At 64.0% G+C, this 19114-nt stretch carries 21 protein-coding genes; 6 read left to right on the plus strand and 15 right to left on the minus strand.

What is annotated here, in order from left to right; translation table 11 throughout:
- Positions 1-107 precede the first annotated feature (107 nt).
- Positions 108-530, minus strand: a complete 423-nt coding sequence (locus D4Q51_RS04610) for a nuclear transport factor 2 family protein (RefSeq protein ID WP_120076587.1) — start codon at positions 528-530, stop codon at positions 108-110.
- Between the two features lie 199 nt (positions 531-729).
- Here D4Q51_RS04610 and D4Q51_RS04615 point away from each other — a divergent pair, with 199 nt between their 5' ends.
- Positions 730-3477, plus strand: coding sequence for an ATP-dependent DNA helicase (locus D4Q51_RS04615; RefSeq protein WP_205689435.1), 2748 nt, complete (start codon positions 730-732; stop codon positions 3475-3477).
- Positions 3474-4007 (plus strand): SixA phosphatase family protein, encoded by a 534-nt coding sequence (locus tag D4Q51_RS04620; protein WP_120076588.1) that lies wholly within the window; start codon positions 3474-3476, stop codon positions 4005-4007. Before D4Q51_RS04615 ends, D4Q51_RS04620 begins: the two co-directional genes overlap by 4 nt.
- A 33-nt stretch (positions 4008-4040) precedes the next feature.
- On the opposite strand, the gene D4Q51_RS04625 is transcribed toward D4Q51_RS04620, so the two are convergent.
- The 5 genes from D4Q51_RS04625 to rpmF form a co-directional block, all read right to left on the minus strand.
- Positions 4041-4457 carry a MerR family transcriptional regulator gene (locus D4Q51_RS04625; protein WP_120076589.1) on the minus strand — a complete coding sequence of 139 codons (417 nt, stop codon included), beginning with the start codon at positions 4455-4457 and terminating at the stop codon, positions 4041-4043.
- Positions 4454-4753, minus strand: a complete 300-nt coding sequence (locus tag D4Q51_RS04630; RefSeq protein WP_120076780.1) for an integration host factor subunit alpha — start codon at positions 4751-4753, stop codon at positions 4454-4456. Before D4Q51_RS04630 ends, D4Q51_RS04625 begins: the two co-directional genes overlap by 4 nt.
- Positions 4754-4855: 102 nt before the next feature.
- Positions 4856-5821, minus strand: a complete 966-nt coding sequence (locus D4Q51_RS04635) for a beta-ketoacyl-ACP synthase III (protein ID WP_120076590.1) — start codon at positions 5819-5821, stop codon at positions 4856-4858.
- Entirely contained in the window at positions 5818-6888 is a 1071-nt protein-coding gene (gene plsX, locus D4Q51_RS04640) for a phosphate acyltransferase PlsX (RefSeq protein WP_120076591.1), read from the minus strand. The genes D4Q51_RS04635 and plsX overlap by 4 nt, the downstream gene beginning before the upstream one ends.
- Before the next feature lie 30 nt (positions 6889-6918).
- Complete coding sequence (gene rpmF, locus D4Q51_RS04645) at positions 6919-7101, minus strand: 50S ribosomal protein L32 (RefSeq protein WP_082126465.1); 183 nt, start codon at positions 7099-7101, stop codon at positions 6919-6921.
- Positions 7102-7296: 195 nt separating this feature from the next.
- On the opposite strand from rpmF, the gene D4Q51_RS04650 reads away from it, so the two are divergent.
- Positions 7297-7692 (plus strand): MAPEG family protein, encoded by a 396-nt coding sequence (locus D4Q51_RS04650; RefSeq protein ID WP_162925146.1) that lies wholly within the window; start codon positions 7297-7299, stop codon positions 7690-7692.
- Here the strand turns inward: D4Q51_RS04650 and D4Q51_RS04655 are convergent.
- Positions 7689-8354 carry an MBL fold metallo-hydrolase gene (locus D4Q51_RS04655; protein WP_276309486.1) on the minus strand — a complete coding sequence of 222 codons (666 nt, stop codon included), beginning with the start codon at positions 8352-8354 and terminating at the stop codon, positions 7689-7691. The two genes, D4Q51_RS04650 and D4Q51_RS04655, sit on opposite strands and share 4 nt — an antisense overlap.
- Positions 8355-8406: 52 nt before the next feature.
- On the opposite strand from D4Q51_RS04655, the gene D4Q51_RS04660 reads away from it, so the two are divergent.
- On the plus strand, positions 8407-8868 hold the full coding sequence (locus tag D4Q51_RS04660) for a GNAT family N-acetyltransferase (protein ID WP_120076593.1): 462 nt from the start codon (positions 8407-8409) through the stop codon (positions 8866-8868).
- 3 nt (positions 8869-8871) lie between these two features.
- On the opposite strand, the gene D4Q51_RS04665 is transcribed toward D4Q51_RS04660, so the two are convergent.
- A complete protein-coding gene (locus D4Q51_RS04665; RefSeq protein ID WP_120076594.1) occupies positions 8872-9504 on the minus strand; it encodes a LexA family transcriptional regulator in 633 nt (210 codons plus the stop codon).
- Between the two features lie 143 nt (positions 9505-9647).
- Between D4Q51_RS04665 and D4Q51_RS04670 the strand changes: the two genes are divergently transcribed.
- Both D4Q51_RS04670 and D4Q51_RS04675 read left to right on the plus strand, forming a co-directional pair.
- Positions 9648-9836 carry a hypothetical protein gene (locus D4Q51_RS04670; RefSeq protein ID WP_120076595.1) on the plus strand — a complete coding sequence of 63 codons (189 nt, stop codon included), beginning with the start codon at positions 9648-9650 and terminating at the stop codon, positions 9834-9836.
- Positions 9826-10182, plus strand: a complete 357-nt coding sequence (locus D4Q51_RS04675; protein ID WP_120076596.1) for a hypothetical protein — start codon at positions 9826-9828, stop codon at positions 10180-10182. The genes D4Q51_RS04670 and D4Q51_RS04675 overlap by 11 nt, the downstream gene beginning before the upstream one ends.
- Here D4Q51_RS04675 and D4Q51_RS04680 read toward each other — a convergent pair.
- The 7 genes from D4Q51_RS04680 to D4Q51_RS04710 form a co-directional block, all read right to left on the minus strand.
- Positions 10179-11618, minus strand: coding sequence for an aldehyde dehydrogenase family protein (locus D4Q51_RS04680; RefSeq protein ID WP_120076597.1), 1440 nt, complete (start codon positions 11616-11618; stop codon positions 10179-10181). The two genes, D4Q51_RS04675 and D4Q51_RS04680, sit on opposite strands and share 4 nt — an antisense overlap.
- A gap of 22 nt (positions 11619-11640) precedes the next feature.
- Complete coding sequence (locus D4Q51_RS04685; RefSeq protein WP_120076782.1) at positions 11641-13296, minus strand: acetolactate synthase large subunit; 1656 nt, start codon at positions 13294-13296, stop codon at positions 11641-11643.
- Positions 13297-13423: 127 nt separating this feature from the next.
- Positions 13424-14362 carry a D-2-hydroxyacid dehydrogenase gene (locus D4Q51_RS04690; protein WP_120076598.1) on the minus strand — a complete coding sequence of 313 codons (939 nt, stop codon included), beginning with the start codon at positions 14360-14362 and terminating at the stop codon, positions 13424-13426.
- Positions 14359-15798, minus strand: a complete 1440-nt coding sequence (cysS, locus tag D4Q51_RS04695) for a cysteine--tRNA ligase (RefSeq protein WP_120076599.1) — start codon at positions 15796-15798, stop codon at positions 14359-14361. The genes D4Q51_RS04690 and cysS overlap by 4 nt, the downstream gene beginning before the upstream one ends.
- Positions 15799-16019: 221 nt before the next feature.
- Entirely contained in the window at positions 16020-16517 is a 498-nt protein-coding gene (locus D4Q51_RS04700) for a DUF2939 domain-containing protein (RefSeq protein WP_120076600.1), read from the minus strand.
- Positions 16514-18322 carry a cobaltochelatase subunit CobT gene (cobT, locus tag D4Q51_RS04705; RefSeq protein WP_120076601.1) on the minus strand — a complete coding sequence of 603 codons (1809 nt, stop codon included), beginning with the start codon at positions 18320-18322 and terminating at the stop codon, positions 16514-16516. The genes D4Q51_RS04700 and cobT overlap by 4 nt, the downstream gene beginning before the upstream one ends.
- Positions 18323-18378: 56 nt before the next feature.
- Positions 18379-19086, minus strand: a complete 708-nt coding sequence (locus tag D4Q51_RS04710) for a DUF4197 domain-containing protein (protein ID WP_120076602.1) — start codon at positions 19084-19086, stop codon at positions 18379-18381.
- Positions 19087-19114: the final 28 nt, after the last annotated feature.

Raw genomic sequence — 19114 nt, forward strand, 5'->3', positions numbered from 1 at the left:
AACGCCTAGGCAAAGATCATGTTTCGCTGCGCTGAACAAACGTGAGCGGGTGCGATATCGCGGCAACACCTGCGGCGAGGGGCGCGACACGATCGGCTGATGATCGCTTAGCCGGTGATGCCGCCCGTATCCACCAGGATGCGGCTGATCCGGCCATCCTCCACCCAGATCGCCGTGACGGTGCAGCAGATTTCCGTGCCGTCTCCGAAGACATAGGATTCGCGTTGTACGATCCCTCCGCCCGAGGCCCGGCCCTGTTGTTCTATCCGGGCGCGAGGCGCACCGGGTCCGAAGTTAGGCGCGTAGCTGGCAGCAATGGCCTCCTTGCCGCGATACTCGTGTCCTTCCACGATCACGACAGCGTCCTCGGCGAAAGTTTCCAGGAACCGGTCGAAATCGCCTGCTGTATAAGCGGCGTTGTGCTGGCGGACGACGTCATGGCTTTCCTCGCCGAACGGCTCTGCGGAGAGCGGCATCGCGGTCATTGCGATAGCTCCGCAAGCGGCGGCGGCACCAAAGATCTTGCGCATGGTCGGTCTCCTTCGTCTCTCGACGTTCCAGCTTTACCCGAGCCGCCATGAAGACGCCTTACGGCTTATACCTAAGGCCGGATTTACCCTCGCTCGCCCGCGTAAAAGGAGCTCAGAGCATGACTTCGCCACGCTCTTCCACGAGTTCCACGCGTCCTATCCGTTTACATTTCGTTCTCATGGGCGGTAGTGGAAGGAAATGGCCACCCCCGCCCTCCCCATCGAAGACGTGCCGCTCCCGGCCCTGCATGCCAGTCATGCGGGGAGCTGGCTGTGCGGTCCCGAAGGGTCCGTAAAGGCCGCGTCGAAGGGCGAAGCCGTGATGGCCGCGGCAGATACGCCGCATCTGATCCTCAACGCCCCCCTCGTGGCGACGCGACTGGGCTATCCCGATCTTTCCGGCCTCGACCTGCTGGAGCTTTTCGCCTTCGTCCACCCGGCACGGTTCTGCGTGCCGACCCCGAAGGGATTGGCACACGCGCTGGACCTGCCGGAGCCGGAGGACGGTGCCGAGGTACCCGGCATGTTGCGCAAGGCCGCCGCGCGCCTGCTGGCCACCTGCGAGAGTGAAGACTGGGCTGCGCGTGAAGGAGCGTGGAGTGCATTGCAATCGCTGTCACGATTGCGCTGGCCGTGGGCGGCGGTCCTCTCTCCCCACGTGGCACGCCCGGAACGGGCGGAAAAGTGGCTGTTCTCCCGGCTGCCGGAGTGGGAGGATTCAGGCGAGCGTCCGCCACCCGGGCAGGTCCTGCTGGGCGAAACCGCGATCCTGGGCCAGCTCGGACGGCTGACAGGCGAAGGCGCGGAACAGCGCGAGGGCCAGCGCGCCTACGCTGGCCAGGCCGGCAACATCTTCGCCCCGCGCGAGAAGCGGGACAAGCCGCACGTGCTGCTGGCGCAGGCAGGCACCGGCATCGGCAAGACGCTGGGCTATCTCGCGCCCGCCTCGCTATGGGCCGAGAAGTCGGGCGGCACCGTCTGGGTGTCCACCTATACCAAGAACCTGCAACGCCAGCTTCGCAGCGAAGCCAGCCGCGCATGGCCCGACCGCCGCCCCGACGGCTCGCGCCCCGTGGTGGTGCGAAAGGGGCGCGAGAACTACCTCTGCCTGCTCAATCTGGAGGACGCGCTGCAGGGCGGCTTCGGTGGACGCGCGGCAGTGCTGGCGCAGCTGGTGGCGCGGTGGGCCGCCTATTCGCAGGATGGGGACATGATCGGCGGGGACCTGCCCGGCTGGCTGGGCACGCTGTTCCGCCAGCGCGCCATCCGCAGCCTGACCGACCAGCGCGGCGAATGCATCTACGCGGGGTGCCCGCACTACCGCAAATGCTTCATCGAACGCGCATCGAGAGCGAGCGCGCAGGCAGACCTCGTGATCGCGAATCACGCGCTCGTAATGGTCAATGCCGCACGCGGGCGCGACCACGCGCAACGCCCCACCCGCATCGTGTTCGACGAAGGGCACCACGTATTCGATGCTGCCGATTCCACTTTCGCCGCTGCGCTGACTGGACAGGAGGCGATCGAACTCAAGCGCTGGATCCTCGGCCCGGAGCGCGGCTCCAAGGGACGCAGGCGGGGCCTCGCCGCCCGTCTGGCGGACGTTGCCAGCTATGACGAGGCCGGCGGCGCGGCCATCGATGCAGCATGCGAGGCGGCGCAGGCCCTGCCCGGCGAAGGCTGGATCGGGCGATTGGCCGAGAACGAACCATCGGGCGAGATCGAGCGCCTGCTCGCCGCCGTGCGCGCCGTTGCATACGCTCGCGACGAAAGCGGCGCGTTGGATGCGGGCTACGGAATCGAGACCGAGGCCGCGGGGCTGGAAGGCGATTTCGTCGAGCGGGCACAGATGGCGGCGCAGGCGCTGGCAGAAATCCGCACGCCGCTGATCAAGCTCGGCGTCCGGCTGGAAGCAATGCTGGAAGACCCGCCCGACTGGCTGGATGGCCAGGGCCGTGCGCGGATCGAAGGCGCGCGCTTCTCTCTCAGTTGGCGGATCGATACCCTCGCGGCCTGGGAAGCGCTGCTGGGGCGGCTCGGCGGCCCGGCGGACCCGGAATTTGTCGACTGGCTATCCGTCGAGCGCAACGAATCGCGCGAGTTCGACATCGGGCTCCACCGCCGCTTCCTCGACCCGATGAAACCCTTCGCCCGCGTCGTGCTTGAACCCGCACATGGCGTGATGCTGACGAGCGCGACTCTGACAGATCGGTTGGAAGATGGCCCGGACTGGCCCAGCGCAGTGGCGAAATCCGGCGCTCCGCATATCGAGGTGCAGCCGAAACTGGCCGATGCCATCAGCCCGTTCGACTACGCATCGCGCGCGCAGGTGCTGATCGTCACCGACGTGAAGAAAGGCGACCTGGCCAGCCTTGCCGGAGCCTACGCCCGCATCATCGAGGCCAGCGGCGGCGGCGTGCTCGGCCTTTTCACCGCGATCAGGCGCCTGCGCGCAGTGCACGGCCGCATCGCAGACCGGCTTGCGCGCGAGGGCCTGCCGCTGTTCGCCCAGCACGTCGACCCCATCGACACCGGCACACTGGTGGACATTTTCCGCGACGACCCGCGCGCCAGCTTGCTGGGCACCGATGCCCTGCGCGACGGGGTGGACGTTCCCGGCCATTCGCTGCGCTGCGTGGTGATGGAGCAGGTTCCCTGGCCCAAGCCCAGCATCCTGCACCGCGCGCGCCGTGCTGCGGGCGGCGGCAGCGCCTATGACGATTCGATCATTCGCGGACGCCTGGCGCAGGCCTTCGGCCGTCTGATCCGCAGCCGCGAGGACTCAGGCCAATTCATTGTCCTGTCGCCCGCCTTCCCTTCCCGCCTGCTGTCCGCCTTCCCTCCCGGGGTGCCTGTTATCCGATTGACGCTGGACGAGGCTTTACAACGCGTCGCGGCAGGTGTTTCGTGCGCCGACACCACATTGAAAGAGGACGCGCGCGAGTGAAACGCCTGGGCCTGCTGCGCCACGCCAAATCAGACTGGGACGATATGAGCCTGCGCGATTTCGACCGCGGGCTCAACGATCGTGGCCGTAAGGGCGCGCGATTGATGGGCGATCACATCCGCCAGCAGGGCGGCGCGTGGGACATGGTTCTTGCGAGCCCCGCAGAGCGGGTGAAGCTGACACTCGAAGCCAGCGGGCTCGAAATGCCGGTTCGCTACGAGGAGAGCGCTTATCTCGCCGACAGCGCCACCTTGATCCAGCTTCTGAACACCTGCGACGACGAGGCAGATGCGATCCTGCTGATGGGTCACAATCCCGGCCTTCAGGAACTGGCGCTGGACCTTGTCGCGCCTGATGCGGAGAACGATCTGTTCTCGGAAGTCATGCAGAAGTATCCGACAGCGGCATACGCCGTCCTCGAACTTGCCATCGATAGCTGGTCCGACCTTGCGCAGGGTTGCGGCAAACTGGTTCATTTCGCACGGCCGAGAGACCTCGATCCCGAACTTGGTCCGGTCCGCGTAGGCTAGGCGGCTTTCGCCGGCGCCCTCTTCTGCAAGGCTCTATTCCGCGAGCGCGCTGGCAAGCCGGTCGCGAATTGATTGCAGACCCGCCAACGCTTCGGAACGGTTTTCGTCACGCTCGAAAAGGGTTTGCCGGGGCGATTCGGCCTCGCTGGCGGTGGTTGAGCCGCCCCCTGTCCGCCCACCTTCCTGCAATGCCTTTTTCGCACCTTTCAGCGTGTATCCCTGCTGTTTAACCAACTGGTTGATACGCTCGATCAGCGATATGTCCTCGGCCCGGTAAAGCCGCCGTCCACCGCTGCGTTTCAGCGGCCTGAGCATCGGGAACTGCTGCTCCCAATAGCGCAGGACATGCGGCTTGATGTGAAAGGCAGCCGAGACTTCGCCAATAGTACGCATCGCGTCCGGCGCCTTGCCGTCGTCAAAGCGCGTGCTGCTGGGCGGAACCCCGCTCATGAAGCGTTCGCGATTCGCTCTTTCAGTTTCTGGCTTGCCCGGAAAGTCATCACCCGGCGCGGCGTGATCGGCACCTCGACACCCGTTTTCGGGTTGCGGCCGATGCGCTCCTTCTTGTCGCGCAGCACGAAGCTGCCGAAACCGGAAATCTTCACATTCTCGCCGTCCGACATCGCGTCGCACATCTTTGCCAGAATGGCTTCGACCAAATCGAGGCTTTCGGCGCGCGAAAAACCCATTTTGTGATTGATGGTCTCAGCAAGGTCGGCGCGCGTAAGCGTACCAACGGATCGCATAACATTCATGCGTCCAACTCCTCCAATGCTTACGACCCGAACAGTTTTATGTAGGAAATCAGTCGGGAACGCAAGGTCGCCCTGTCCTGACCGGGAAAATTCCTATGCACGCAGCAGGCTGGCGCCCCAGGTGAAGCCGCCGCCCATCGCTTCCAGCATCACGAGATCGCCCTTCTTGATGCGTCCGTCTTTGCGCGCAACGTCGTAGGCGAGTGGCACCGATGCGGCGGAGGTGTTGGCGTGCTGGTCCACGGTTACCACCACTTTCTCCATCGGCAGTCCTAGCTTGCGAGCCGTGGCATCGAGAATGCGGAAGTTGGCCTGATGCGGCACCACCCAGTCGATATCGGCAGGTTCGTGGCCTGCCTGTTCCAGGACCTCTTTCAGGACGCTGGAGAGGTTGGCCACGGCATGACGGAACACTTCGCGCCCCTTCATCCGCAGCTTGCCGACTTCGCCCGTGGTCGAAGGTCCGCCGTCGACGTAGAGCATCTCGCCATGCTCACCGTCGGCATGGAGGCGCGAGGCGATGATGCCCGCTCCGTCCTCGGCTACATCCTGCGCCTCGATAACGAATGCGCCGGCGCCGTCGCCGAACAGGACGCAGGTGGTGCGGTCATCCCAGTCCAGGATGCGGCTGAAAGTCTCCGCCCCGATAACGATCGCGCGCTTCGCCATTCCCGACCGCAGCATCGCGTCCGCCGTGGTCAGCGCGTAGAGAAAGCCGGAGCACACCGCTCCGACATCGAAAGCCGGGAAACCCTTCCCGCCAAGCCGCATCTGCACCTGCGTAGCGGTGGCCGGGAATGTGTTGTCCGGCGTGGCCGTCGCCAGCACGATCAGGTCGATATCGGCAATGGTGAGACCCGCATCGTCCAGCGCGGCCTGTGCAGCCGCGGCACCGAGCGAACCGGTGGTTTCGCCTTCGGCGGCGATATAGCGCTGCGTGATGCCCGTGCGTTCACGAATCCATTCGTCGCTGGTGTCGACGCGCTTCGCCAGCTCTTCATTGCTGACGCACGCCTTGGGAAGGGCCGAGCCGGTACCTAGAAGGACGGAACGGATCACTTGGTGTTCACCGGCTCTGCCGATGCCGTGCCATTTCCGCTCAATGCTTCCTCGCCCATCTTGCCGAGGTCGGCAGCGATACGGTCGGTCAGGTCATCCTCCAGCAGGCGCGCGGTAACAGCCACGGCGTTGGCGACGCCGTGGGCATTGGCGCTGCCATGCGATTTCACGATAACGCCATTCAGGCCGAGGAAGACCCCGCCGTTATGATTGTTCGGATCAAGATGGTGTTTCAGCAATTCGGTAGCAGGACGCGAGACCAGGAAGCCGATCTTCGAGCGGAGCGAACTGGTGAAGGCGGACTTCAGCAGATCCGTAACGAACCGTGCCGACCCTTCGATGGCCTTCAGCGCGATGTTGCCGGAGAAGCCGTCTGTCACCACCACGTCCACTTCGCCGCGATTGATCTTGTCGGCCTCTACGTAGCCGTCGAAACGCATGTCGAGGCCTTCTGCATCCTTCAGCAGTTGCGCCGCACGCTGCAGGTCGTCGGTGCCTTTGATGCTTTCGGTACCGATGTTCAGCAGCCGCACACGCGGCGTACGGCCCTTGTTGACAATGCGGGAATAGGCGGCGCCCATGATCGCGAACTGCACGAGGTTGCGGGCGTCGCAATCGGTGTTCGCGCCAAGGTCGAGCATGATCACATCATGCTCCTCCAGGGTGGGAAGCAGGGCGGCGAGCGCAGGCCGGTCGATCCCCGGCATCGTGCGCAGGGCCAGCTTGCTCATGGCCATCAGCGCGCCGGTATTCCCCGCGCTGACGGCAGCACCGCAGGAGCCATCCTTCACGGCCTGGATCGCCAGGCCCATGCTGGTGGTCTTGGCACGGCGAAGCGCGCGGCTGGGCTTCTCGTCGCCCGATACCACGTCGTCGCAATGCAGGATTTCGGATGCTTCGCGCATGCCGGGGTGATCTTCGAGCGCCTTCTTGATGCGCTCCTCGTCACCTACCAGCAGGAACTTGAACTTGTCGTGCTGGCGCCTTGCCAGCGCCGCGCCGGACACCATGACGCGCACGCCATGATCTCCGCCCATCGCATCAACCGCGATACGGGGCAGGCTCATGGGCGTACGCTCCTTGGTCCGGTTTGGACTTTACAGGCCCTTGGGCTCGATCACCTGGCGGCCGTTGTAGTGGCCGCAGGCGTTGCAAAGCATATGCGGGCGCTTCAGCTCGCCGCAGTTGGAGCATTCGTGGAAGGCTTCAACCTTCAGCGAATCGTGCGACCGGCGATTGCCCCGGCGATGCGGTGATACTTTTCTCTTAGGGACAGCCATGGCGGCACCTGTTCCTTGAATTCGTTCAAAATCTGTGTCGGAGCCGCCCTAGGCCAAGCCAGTCCGCTGCGCAAGCGCGCCGGAAGACCCATTCGAGGATGCGGCGAAGGCGCGCTCTTTAGCGATTTCTCACGCAGTTGCAAGCGCGCCGGGCTCGTTATAGCGATGACTTGGGACGAACGGGGGATATTATCAATGCTGGAACATCATATCGGTCTGCTCAGCGTGGCGATTGCCGCATTGATCAATTTATGGCTTTCGTGGCGGTGCGGGTCTGCGCGCGGGAAATCGAAGGTGCTTCATGGCGATGGCGGCGACATCGCTTTGCAACGCCACATGCGTGCCCACGCCAACTTCACGGAATACACGCCGATCGCACTGCTGCTGATCCTGGTGCTGGACTATTCGGACCAGAACCCCTGGCTGCTGGCCATCACGGCCCTCGTCTTTCTCGTCGGCCGCATTCTTCATGCCATCGGGATGCAGGCAGACAAGCCCAGTATGCCGCGCATGACTGGCATGCTTACGACGCTGGTCCCCTACCTTATCTGGATCGTCTGGGTAGTGCTGGTGGTGTTCCAGGTGGTCTAGCTACGCGCCATCGCGGCATCGCTCACATAAGGATTGGTCTGCCGTTCCTGCCCGAAGGTACTGGTGGGACCATGTCCCGGCACGAAGGTGACGTTGTCGCCCAGAGGCCACAGCTTCTGGGTGATCGCGTCAAGCAGGTCCTGGTGATTGCCCATGGGGAAATCGGTGCGCCCGATGCTTCCCTGGAACAGCACGTCGCCCACGAAGGCAAAGCCGGTGGCGCGGTGGAAGAACACCACGTGGCCCGGCGTGTGGCCGGGGCAATGCAGCACTTCCATCGTCACCTCGCCGAAGCTGACGGTATCGCCGTCGTTCAGCCAGCGATCGGGCTCAAAGATCTCGCAGGCCATCTGGAAACGCGGACCGTCGTCCTCCAGCCGGCTGATCCAGAACCGGTCGTCCTCGTGTGGCCCCTCGATGGGAAGGCCAAGCTCCTTCGCCAGCATCCCTGCCTGCCCGCAGTGATCGGCGTGGCCGTGGGTGAGCAGAATCTTCTCCAGCGTCACCCCGGCGCGCTGCACCGCGTCCTTCAACTTGTCGAGATCGCCGCCGGGATCGACCAGCACGCCGCGCATGGTCTTCGAACACCACACCAGCGAGCAGTTCTGCTGGAACGCAGTGACGGGAATGATGGCGGCGCGGATTGGGGCTTCGTGTGTCATGGCATGCTAGTTGGCGGTGACGCGGAAGCCTTGCAAGACTAGACAGTGCAGCATGACCGCCCTCACCTACCGCGATGCCACGCCTGATGACCTGCCTTTCATAGCCGCCCTCGGCGATGCAGACGAAGTCGCCGCTGCCCGTGATCCGGCACGTGCTACCATTGCCGAAGAGCAGCGAAAGGCACTCGCGGCAATCACCACCGATCCGAATCACCGCCTGCTCGTGGTGGAGCGCGACGGAGAGCGAGTGGGCAGCTTCCAGCTCAGTTTCATCCCCGGGGTATCGCGACAGGGCGCCTGGCGCGGCCAGATAGAGAGCGTGCGCGTAATCGATTCGCTCCGCGGCCAGGGCATTGGCGAGGCGATGATGCGATGGGCGATCGACCGCTGCGCGGAGAAAGGCTGCGGCGTGGTGCAATTGACGAGCGACCGCCAGCGCGATGCAGCGCACAGGTTCTACGAGAGGCTGGGCTTCGAGCCGACACATACCGGCTTCAAGATGAAGCTTCTCTAGCGGCTAGACCCGCCCACTTTTCCACACCACGCGCCCGATGATGGCAAATTCATCCGCGCTCACGTCGATCGGGGGATAGGCGAGGTTCTGGCTGAGGAGCGAGAAGCGTCCGCCACCCTTGCTCGCGACGCGCTTTACCAGCAGCAATTCGTCGAGCCGGACAACGTGCACACCGTCGCGGAATGGTTGGTCGCGGCGGTCCACAAGGACTTCGTCCCCTTCGCGAAGGAGCGGTTCCATTGAATCGCCCACAACCCGGATGGCGGACAGTTGCGCGCCTTCCAGGCCCTGCTCGGTCAGCCAGCGCTTCGAGAAGCGGAAGGCGTCGAACACCTTGTCGTGTCCATCCGCCGCACCGGGGCCGGCGGAAGCATCCACTTCCAGCCGGGGCACCTCAACCCAACGGCCATCGCCCGGACGGTCATAGGATTTATCCTTGGGGCCGCCGAGTTCCGAATCGTCCACCCCGAGGAACTGAGCGAGAAATCGGCGGTCCTCTTCCTCCAGCTTCCTGGGGCTGCCCTTGGTAATATATTGCTGAAGATAGGTAGGATTACGCGAGAGCATACGCGAAAGCGAGGCGAGGCTCGTGCCTCGCTCTTTCGCCAGATCTGCCAGTTTCTCACGAGGATCCATGCTGTGCTTCCTATACTGTGACGAAATTTCCTCCTACACGATGTATTTTTCCTAGACAAGTAGGATTTCGGCGGCAACACAACGTCCAGCGAGTCGCACAAGTGTCTCGGACAACAAGGGAAACTGGAAGAGGGGTTCGCACCATGCTCATCCGCAAGATCGAAGTATTTCTGCGCCACACGCGCATGCCGCCCACCAAGTTCGGCCGCCTGGCCACGCGCGATCCGCGATTCGTCCTGGATCTGCGCAATGGACGCACCCCGCGAGCCTCTACGGAAAAACGGGTGGAACATTTCATGAACAAATATCGGGAGACCACTGGTGCATACTGATCCGATCACCCCTCCCCCGGCAAAGCGCCGGGGCCAGCGCGGTCCGCGCGAACAGATGGCCGATGCCTTGCGCGCACTCGCAGACGGCAAGGGCCGGATCACGCGGCATTCGGAGAAAAGCTGGGCCAGCATTACTTTCGCGGGGGCACGTCACCGCTTGGAAATTGTTTTCGAGGGCGAGGATGCAGTCGAGGCAGGAGAGTGCTTCATCGCCTTCCTGCCCGAACACGAGTTCGCCATTCGCGGCCAACTGGTAGCCGATGCCGCCGTGGTGGAGGCAAGCAGCACGACCCAGCCGCCGAAACTGTCCGTGACTTGCGAAGTGCTGCTTCTCGAAGAAAGCTAGATCCGCCGGATCACGAGATTCCGGATCTCGGTCATGTCTTCCATGGCAAAGCGGATGCCCTCGCGGCCGAGACCGGAATCCTTCACGCCGCCATAAGGCATGTTGTCCACGCGGTAGCTGGAGACATCGTTCACTACCACGCCGCCGACATCCAGCGTGTCCCACGCATCCAGAACCTTGTGAATGTCGCGCGTGAAAATGCCCGCCTGTAGGCCGAACTTGCTGTCGTTCACCTGGTCGAGAGCGTCATAGAAGTCAGAGAACTTCGACAGGTTCGCCAGCGGACCGAAGGCCTCTTCCTTGCTGGCATTGCAGTCGCGCGGCACGTTCTCCAGCAAGGTCGCTTCCAGCATGTTGCCGTTTGAAAGGCCGCCGCCGCACAACAGTTTAGCACCTGCCTCAACGGCCTCGTCGATCCAGCCTTTCAGTCGCCCGGCTTCCTTGTCGGAGATCATCGGACCGATGAAGGTATCCCGATCCTTGGGATCGCCCGCGACGAGGGTCCTGGTCTTGGCCACCAGCATATCCTTGAATTCGTCGTAGATATCCTCGTGGATGATGATGCGCTGCACGCCGATGCAGCTCTGGCCGCTCTGGTAGAAGGCGCCGAATATGATGCGTTCAAGCGCATGATCGAGGTCTGCGTCCTTGTCGACCACCACAGCCGCATTGCCGCCAAGTTCGAGGATGACGGGCTTCTTGCCGGCCTTCGCCTTCAGATCCCAGCCCACGCCGGGAGAGCCTGTGAAACTGAGCAGCTTCAGGCGCTCGTCTTCTGTAAAAAGGTCCGCCCCGTCGCGACTGGCGGGCAGGACCGAGAACGCCCCGTCGGGCAGGATATCGCATTCAGCCAGCACTTCGCCCATGATGATGGTGCCGAGCGGCGTTTTCGAGGCTGGCTTGATGATGAATGGGCAACCCACCGCAATGGCAGGCGCGATCTTGTGCGCGGCAAGGTTCAGCGGAAAGTTGAACGGGCTGATGAAGCTGCACGGCCCGATCGGCACGCGCTTCCACATGCCCATGTAGCCTTTGGCGCGCGCGGATATGTCCAGCGGCTGCACTTCGCCATAGTTGCGCGTCGATTCCTCGGCAGCGATACGGAAAGTGTCGATCAGCCGGTCGACTTCGCCCTCGGCATCCTTGATCGGCTTGCCCGCCTCCACGCACAGCGAATAGGCGAGCTCGTCGTAACGTTCGCGGAACCGCTCGACACAGTGTTGCAGCACGGCCTGCTTCTCATAGCTGGCCAGTTTCGCCATCGGCTCCGTCGCCCGCACCGTTCCAGCAATCGCCTCCTCGATGATGTCGGGCGTGGCCAGCGCGGTGCGAAAGGCGACCTCGCCCGTGTACTTGTCGGTCACTTCGAGGTCGGTGTTGGGCTGCGCCGCCTTGTTGTTCAGGTAGAGCGGATAAACGTCCTTGAGTTCGGGCATGATGTCCTCCTGACGATACCACTCAGAGCTTGGCACTCAGTTCCTTGATGTCGTGATTTAATATCTGGTCGTTCTCGGAATAATCCACCGGGCAGTCGATCAGGTGCACGCCGTCGGTCGACAGGCAATGAGCCAGCAATTCCTTCAGGTGATCGGCGCTTTCTACGCGGTGGCCTTTCGCTCCGTAGCTTTGCGCGTATTGCACGAAATCGGGATTGCCATAGGTCAGGCCCCAATCCTTGAAGCCCATGTTCGCCTGTTTCCAGCGGATCATGCCATAGGCATCGTCGCGCAGAATCAGCACTGTCATGTTCAGGCCGAGGCGCACCGCGGTTTCCATCTCCTGGCTGTTCATCATGAACCCGCCATCGCCGCAGATTGCCATCACCTTGCGGCCGGGATAGACCATCGCGCTCATCATGGCAGAGGGCAGCCCGGCCCCCATCGTGGCGAGCGCATTGTCGAGTAGCACGGTGTTGGGCAGGTATGCGGTGTAATTACGGGCGAACCAGATCTTGTAGACGCCGTTGTCGAGGCAGATGATCCCGTCTTCCGGCATGGCATCGCGGATCTGCTGCACGAGATGTGGCGGGAAGATCGGGAACCGCGCATCGTCCGCCAGCGATGCGGTGTGGTCCTTCTCGGCCGTGCGGTAGGCCAGCATGTGGTCGAAGTTCCACTTGCCCTGCGGCACCACGTCTTCCTTTATCTGCCAGATGGCATTGGCGATATCGCCGATCACCTCGATCTGCGGGAAATAGACCGGGTCCACTTCGGCGGTCTTGGTAGAGACGTGGATTACGGTGGGCCCGCCCGGCTTCATGAAGAACGGCGGCTTCTCGATAACGTCGTGGCCGATGTTCACGATGCAGTCCGAATCCTCGATTGCGCGGTGGACGAAGTCTCCGGCCGACAGCGCCGCGCAGCCGAGGAACAGCGGATGCCGCTCGTCGATCACGCCCTTGCCCATCTGAGTGGTGACGAAGGGGATGCCGGTCTTCTCGATGAACTGGTGCAGCATGCGCCCGGTCATCTTGCGGTTGGCACCCGCGCCGATCACCAGCACCGGCGACTTCGCTTCCTCCAGCGCCTGTACCGCCATCCGCACCGCCTTCGGCTCGGCCGAAGGTCGACGCGCGACCGAGCGCGGGATCGGCCGGCTGTCGGTCATTTCCTCTGCAATGTCCTCGGGAAATTCGAGGTGCACGGCGCCGGGCTTTTCCTCCTCGGCCAGCCGGAACGCCTCGCGCACGCGGCTGGGGATGTTGTCCCCCGCGGCAAGCTGGTGTGCGAACTTGGTGATCGGTCCCATCATGTCGACCACGTCGAGGATCTGGAAACGGCCCTGTTTCGACTTCTTGATCGGTTTCTGCCCGGTGATCATCATCATCGGCATCCCGCCAAGCTGGGCATAGGCGCCTGCGGTCACGAAGTTGGTCGCTCCCGGCCCCAGTGTCGCGATGCAAACGCCGGTTTTGCCGGTATGCCGCCCGTAGGTCGCGGCCATGAAGCCCGCGCCCTGTTCGTGGCGCGTCAGCACCAGTTTGATCTTGTCGGAGTTCGAAAGGCTTTCGAGGAAATCGAGGTTTTCCTCCCCCGGCACGCCGAAGATGTATTCGACGCCTTCTTCCTCAAGGCATTCGATAAAAAGGTCTGATGCTTTCTGCTTGTCTGCCATGGTCGCTGTTCCCCCGGTTGCAGCGAATGCTTCCCACAGCATCCGCCAATCCCTCACTCGCGACCCGCCGACCCTTGCCGGGCCTGACCGCACAAGGCGTATCAGACCTGCGAAAGCCTGTCAGTTCCTAATATCCGCGCGCCAGATCGACTTCTCCCTCCAGAGGCTCCCCGGCCCGGAACCGCTCGCAGTTGTCGAGGAAGCGCCTCGCCGCCCGTTCGCGGCTGGCTTCGTTGGGAATGCCGCAAAGGTGCATCGTGATCTGCACGTTCTCGAGATCCCACAACCTGTGCTCCGGCGGCAGCGGTTCGGGCAGGGTGAGATCGAGAATGGCACCGCCGATACTTTCGGCTTCCAGCGCTGCGATCAGCGCATCCTGGTCCACCACTTCGGCGCGGCCGTAGTTCACCAGCACTGCGTCCTGCTTCATCGCGGCGAACTCGTCCGCACCGAGCATCCCCGTGGTTTCCGGCGTGTGCGGCAGCGACAGGACGATCCAGTCGAACTCACCGAGCTGCCCGCACCATTCGTCGGGGCCGAGCACGCCGTCGCCCGGCGAACTGCGCACCGGGACGCATTCGACATCGAAACCAGCCAGCATACGCGCGATGGCCTGCCCGATGGAGCCGTACCCCAAGATCAGCGCCCGGCTGCCCGCCATCTCGCGCGTGGAGGGCGGGCGCGACAGCCACTCGTGGCGGTCCGCCGCGCGGATAATCTCGGGGTAGCCGCGCGCGAAGCTGAGCATCGACATGACGGCGAATTCCGCCACCTGTCCCGCCGCCAGCCCAGCCCCGCACGAGAGCCTGACGCCGCGCTGCTGCAAGTCGCCCAGCGGCATCCAGTCGACCCCGGCATAGGCGGAGTTGAGCCATTCCAGCTTGCGCGCTTTCGCCATGGCTTCAAGCGCAGGGGCCTTCACATGCAGGTCGAACCAGCCGATCTCGGCCTCAGGTGCGAGCGCGAGAAGCTGCGCCTCGTCATCCCACCATGTGGCATCGACCCAGTCCGGCAAACGGCTTTGCAGCCGCTTGCGCATCCAGCCGGGGAGGACGGCGCGGGTCACAGCTTCCAGTCCCAGCCCAGCGGATCGCCGTCCATCACCTCGACACCTTTCGCCGCGAGTTCATCGCGGAGGGCATCGGACGCGGCAAAGTCTTTCTCCGCCCGGGCAGCCTTACGGCGTTCCAGCGCGCCCTCGATCTCCGCCTCGGTGATCGTCGCGGCCTTGGGTCGCAAGCGCAGGTCGCTGCGCGAGAGGTCCATCATGCCGAGGCCCAGCACCGCGTCCATCCGCTCCACTACCGCGCGCTTCACGCCCGCATCGACCTTCTTCATCGCCAGCGCGTCTTCCAGCGCGGTGAGCGCGATGGCGGTGTTGAGGTCATCGCTGATCGCGGCGTCGAACTTCTCCAGCAGAGGCGCGAACTTTGGATGATCGGCTTCGCCAGCCGCCGCGTCCTTCAGCCGCTCGGCCTGCATCACCATGCGCTTCAAGCGCGTGAGCGCTGCACCCAGTCCGTCCCAGCTGAATTCCAGCTCGCTGCGGTAGTGCGCCTGTAGGCACATCATCCGGTAGGCAAGCGGGTGGTAGCCCTTGTCGATCAGCAGTTGCAGCCGCAGGAATTCGCCCGACGACTTGCTCATCTTGCCACTGCGTTCGACGAGGAAGTTGTTGTGCATCCACACTTTCGCGCCGCTGTTCACAGCATCGGACAGCCCGCCGCAGCCGCAGAAGGCCTGGTTCTGAGCGATTTCATTGGGGTGGTGGATTTCGCGGTGGTCGATGCCGCCGGTGTGGATGTCGAAGGGGAAGCCGAGCAGCTTGCCGCCCATCACGCTGCATTCCAGGTGCCAGCCGGGCGCGCCCTTGCCCCAGGGGCTGTCCCATTCCATCTGCCGCGTCTCGCCCGCCGGGGTCTTGCGCCAGATGGCGAAGTCGGCGGCGTTGCGCTTGCCTTCCACCGCGTCGATCCGGCCCTCGCCCTCCTCCGTCACGGCGCGGGCTAGCCTGCCGTAGTCCTCCACGGTCGAGACATCGAAGTAGAGGCCGCTTTCCAGTTCGTAGCAGTGCTTGTCCGCGATGGTTTTCGCGAAGTCGATCATCTCCTCGATGTAGTCCGTCGCGACGGACCAGTGCGCGGGCTGGCGGATGTTGAGCGCCTTCACGTCGGCCCAGTAGGCCTCGGTATAGTGCTTCGCGATGTCCCAGATCGACTGCGCCTTTTCCGCCGCCATCTTCTCCATCTTGTCCTCGCCCGCGTCGGCATCGTCGGTGAGATGGCCGACGTCGGTGATGTTGATGACGTGGGTGAGCTTGTAGCCCTTGAAGGTCAGCGTGCGGCCCAGCACGTCCGCGAACACGTAGGCGCGCATGTTGCCGATGTGCGGGTAGTTGTAGACCGTTGGGCCGCAGGTGTAGACGCGCGCCTCGCCGGGGTGGACGGGCACGAACGGCTCCTGCCGCCGCGTGAGGGAGTTGAAGAGTTCGAGGTCAGCCATTGCGCGCCTCGCTTAGAGCGCGCCAGCGCGAGGGACAAGCCGCGAGGTGCGCGGCAAATCCAACTAACCTGGAACACATGGAACAGGGTCCTGGATCGAAAAACCGGATCGGCTGGCCCGCAGCATGGAAAGGGCCTTGCGAAGAATGGCGGGCGCGATGTGCTGGAGTGAAAGCCATGTCCCGTGCTCAAGCATGGCAATAACGGTGTAGGACACCAAAGTCAGGGCAGTTCGAACCCCGTCAGCACCCAGCCAAGGCCGTCGCGCTCGAAGATCAGGTCGGGCGCCTCGGTGCCATCGGCCAGCGTACCGACCGCGCGGAAGTGATCCAGCCCCTCCCGCTCGATATCGAATTCCAGCGGCGGGCCTTGTAGCGCTTTGGGCATCAGATCGCTGGCGAGGCTTTCGGAGAGCAGGATATCGACCATCTCGTTGGGCGTCGGCACGGACTCGCCGTCGCTCCGCCGCAGTACTTCGCCCGCCAGATCGCGCAGGTCACGGATGCTCACCCCCTCCTCGATCCGGCGACGGGCAAGCTCGGTCAGCTGGTCGGCGGCAGAGGCGCGCAATGCGGGAAAGTCGACGCGCCGCTCGATCTCCGCCCGGTCTCCGCTGCGCACAGCGTCCTGCAACCCGTTCAACGCGAGATAGGGCGAAGCGAAATACCACCCGCCGAACGCAAGGCCGACGAGAAGCAGAAGGGTGAGGAGTTTTTTCACTCCACCTCGAACAGGTCGGCAAGCTGCTCGATGATCGTGCCGCCCAGTTGTTCTGCGTCCATGATCGTCACGGCGCGCTTGTAGTACCGGGTCACGTCATGGCCGATGCCGATGGCGACAAGCTGGACGGGCGAGACCTTCTCGATCCACTCGATTACCTTGCGAAGATGCGCTTCGAGGTATCCGGCGTTGTTCACCGACAGGGTGGAATCGTCCACAGGCGCGCCGTCGGAAATCACCATCAGGATGCGGCGGTCCTCCGGACGGGCGAGCAGGCGTTCGTGCGCCCAGAGCAGTGCCTCGCCGTCAATGTTCTCCTTCAGCAGCCCTTCGCGCATCATCAGGCCGAGGCTGCGGCGCGCGCGGCGCATGGGCTCGTCGGCTTTCTTGTAGATGATGTGGCGAACATCGTTCAGGCGGCCGGGGTTTTCCGGGCGGCCGTCGGCCAGCCATTTCTCGCGGCTCTGCCCGCCTTTCCAAGCGCGGGTGGTGAAGCCGAGAATCTCGACCTTCACCCCGCAGCGTTCCAGCGTGCGGGCGAGAATGTCCGCGCTGATCGCGGCGATGGAAATGGGGCGGCCGCGCATGGAGCCGGAATTGTCGATCAGCAGGGTGACGACGGTGTCCTTGAAGTCCTGCTCCTGCTCCTGCTTGTAGCTGAGCGAGGATCCGGGGCTGACGATGACGCGGGCAAGGCGCGCTGCATCCAGCAGACCCTCTTCCTGATCGAAATCCCAGCTGCGGTTCTGCTGCGCCATCAGGCGGCGCTGGAGCCGGTTGGCAAGCCGCGTCACCACGCCCGCAAGGCCCGCAAGCTGGCTGTCGAGGTAGGCGCGCAGGCGGTCCAGTTCCTCGAAATCGCACAGCTCTGTAGCTTCCACCACCTCGTCGAAAGTGGTCGTGAAAGGCTTGTAATCGAAAGTGTTCGGAATGTCCTGCCACGGCGCGTTCTTACGCTGGGGCAGCTGCATTTCCTGCCCGTCGTCGCCGGGATCGCCTTCGGCCAGCTCATCCTCGCCGGGGGTCTGCTCGCCTTCCTCGCCCTCGCCTTCCTCGCCCTCGGCACCTTCGGCGCGGGTTTCCGGCTGGTCGGACTGGTCGGCGCCGTCCTCGTCCTGCTCGTCCTGCCCGTCCTCGGAATCGTCGTCGTCGAAGCCGTCGTCCTCGTTCTCCGGCTCCATCGGCACCATGTCGAGATGGCGCAGCATGTCGAGGCCCAGCTTCTGGAAGGCGGACTGGTCGTGAAGCGCGCCCGTCAGCTGCTCGAAATCGTCGCCGGTGCGGCTTTCCACGAATTCGCGGACCATCTCCACGCCTTCGCGCGCGGCTTCGGGGATCGGCTGGCCGGTCAACTGCTCGCGCAGCATCAGGCCCAGCGCGGTATGCAAAGGCACGTCCTCGGCGGACTGGGCAGTGGTGATGGGATCGCCCGCCAGCCGCTTTTCCTGCATCACCTCCATGTTGACGCGCATGCCGGAATACTCGCTCTCGCCGATGGCTTCGTAGCGAGCGCGCTCGATGGCATCGAAGCAGGCGCTGGCGGCGGCATCGCCGGGGCGCATCTTCGAATGCAGGGCGGGATTGTGATAGCGCAGGCGCAGCGCGAAACTGTCGGCAAAGCCGCGCGCCTCGCGGGCCTGCTCTGCCGTGACGTCGCGGCCCGGCATGGGCACGCGCGCCATCTTGCCCTGCTGATTCGGCTGGTCCGCCGTCCAGCCGATCTCGGCTTCCCGGTCGTGCGCAATGGCGCGCGCCGCGCCGGTCAGCGCGGTCTTGAAACGGTCGAGGGGGGATTCGTCAGACATTCGGCAGCTTTCTCGTCGCGCTGCCTAGAGACAGTCCCGCCCCCTATGCAAGGGACTTAAAGGGCACCCTGCGCACCGAACACGCCGATCAGCACCGGATCGTTGGTGGAGCGCGGGTTGCGGCGGATCTCGCTTTCCTCGAAGCCCATCTCTGTCCAGATGACATCGTCGATGGCGCCCGCGAAGTTTCGCGCCACGCCGCCAACGTCGATGCCGGTCAGGCCCGCCAGCAGTTCGCCCACCAGCGGCTCGTTTGCCAGGCGCATGGCATCGCCGAGTTCGGGCACCATCGCTTCCACCAGCGTTTCGCCCATGCTGCCGCGCAGGAACTGCGTTGCTGCCGTCGGGCCGCCGTTCACCAGCGCCAGCGCGTTGGAAATGCCGATCACCCGCACCGCGTCGGCAACGATGGGCGCAGCGCGATTCGCGCCTTCGATGGCAATATCGGCGAAGGCATCCTCCAGCCGGTTCTTGAAAAGGGTGGAGGTGAGGATGTTCGCCAGCACGCCGCCGCGCGATCCGATCACGTTGTCGAGGCCAAGCTGCGCCACCTGCTCGTCCCAGAAGCCGCCGGGCTGGGTCAGGCGCAGGAAGGCGCGCTCGCTGGAAACATAGAGCAGCTGCCGGATCGCGTCGGTCAGGCTCCATCCGCCAAGGCTCTGGCACGCGGGCAGCAGCAGCGCGCCGGAGGCGAGCGCCCCGCCCATGAAGCGGCGGCGCCCCATGATCGCGGTTTTGCTGGCAGATGTGGTCAATTCGGTCATAAGGCACTTCCTCTTCTTGCAGCCGGGC

Origin of the sequence: Aurantiacibacter odishensis (assembly GCF_003605195.1) — a bacterium.
GTDB classification, from domain to species: domain Bacteria; phylum Pseudomonadota; class Alphaproteobacteria; order Sphingomonadales; family Sphingomonadaceae; genus Alteraurantiacibacter; species Alteraurantiacibacter odishensis.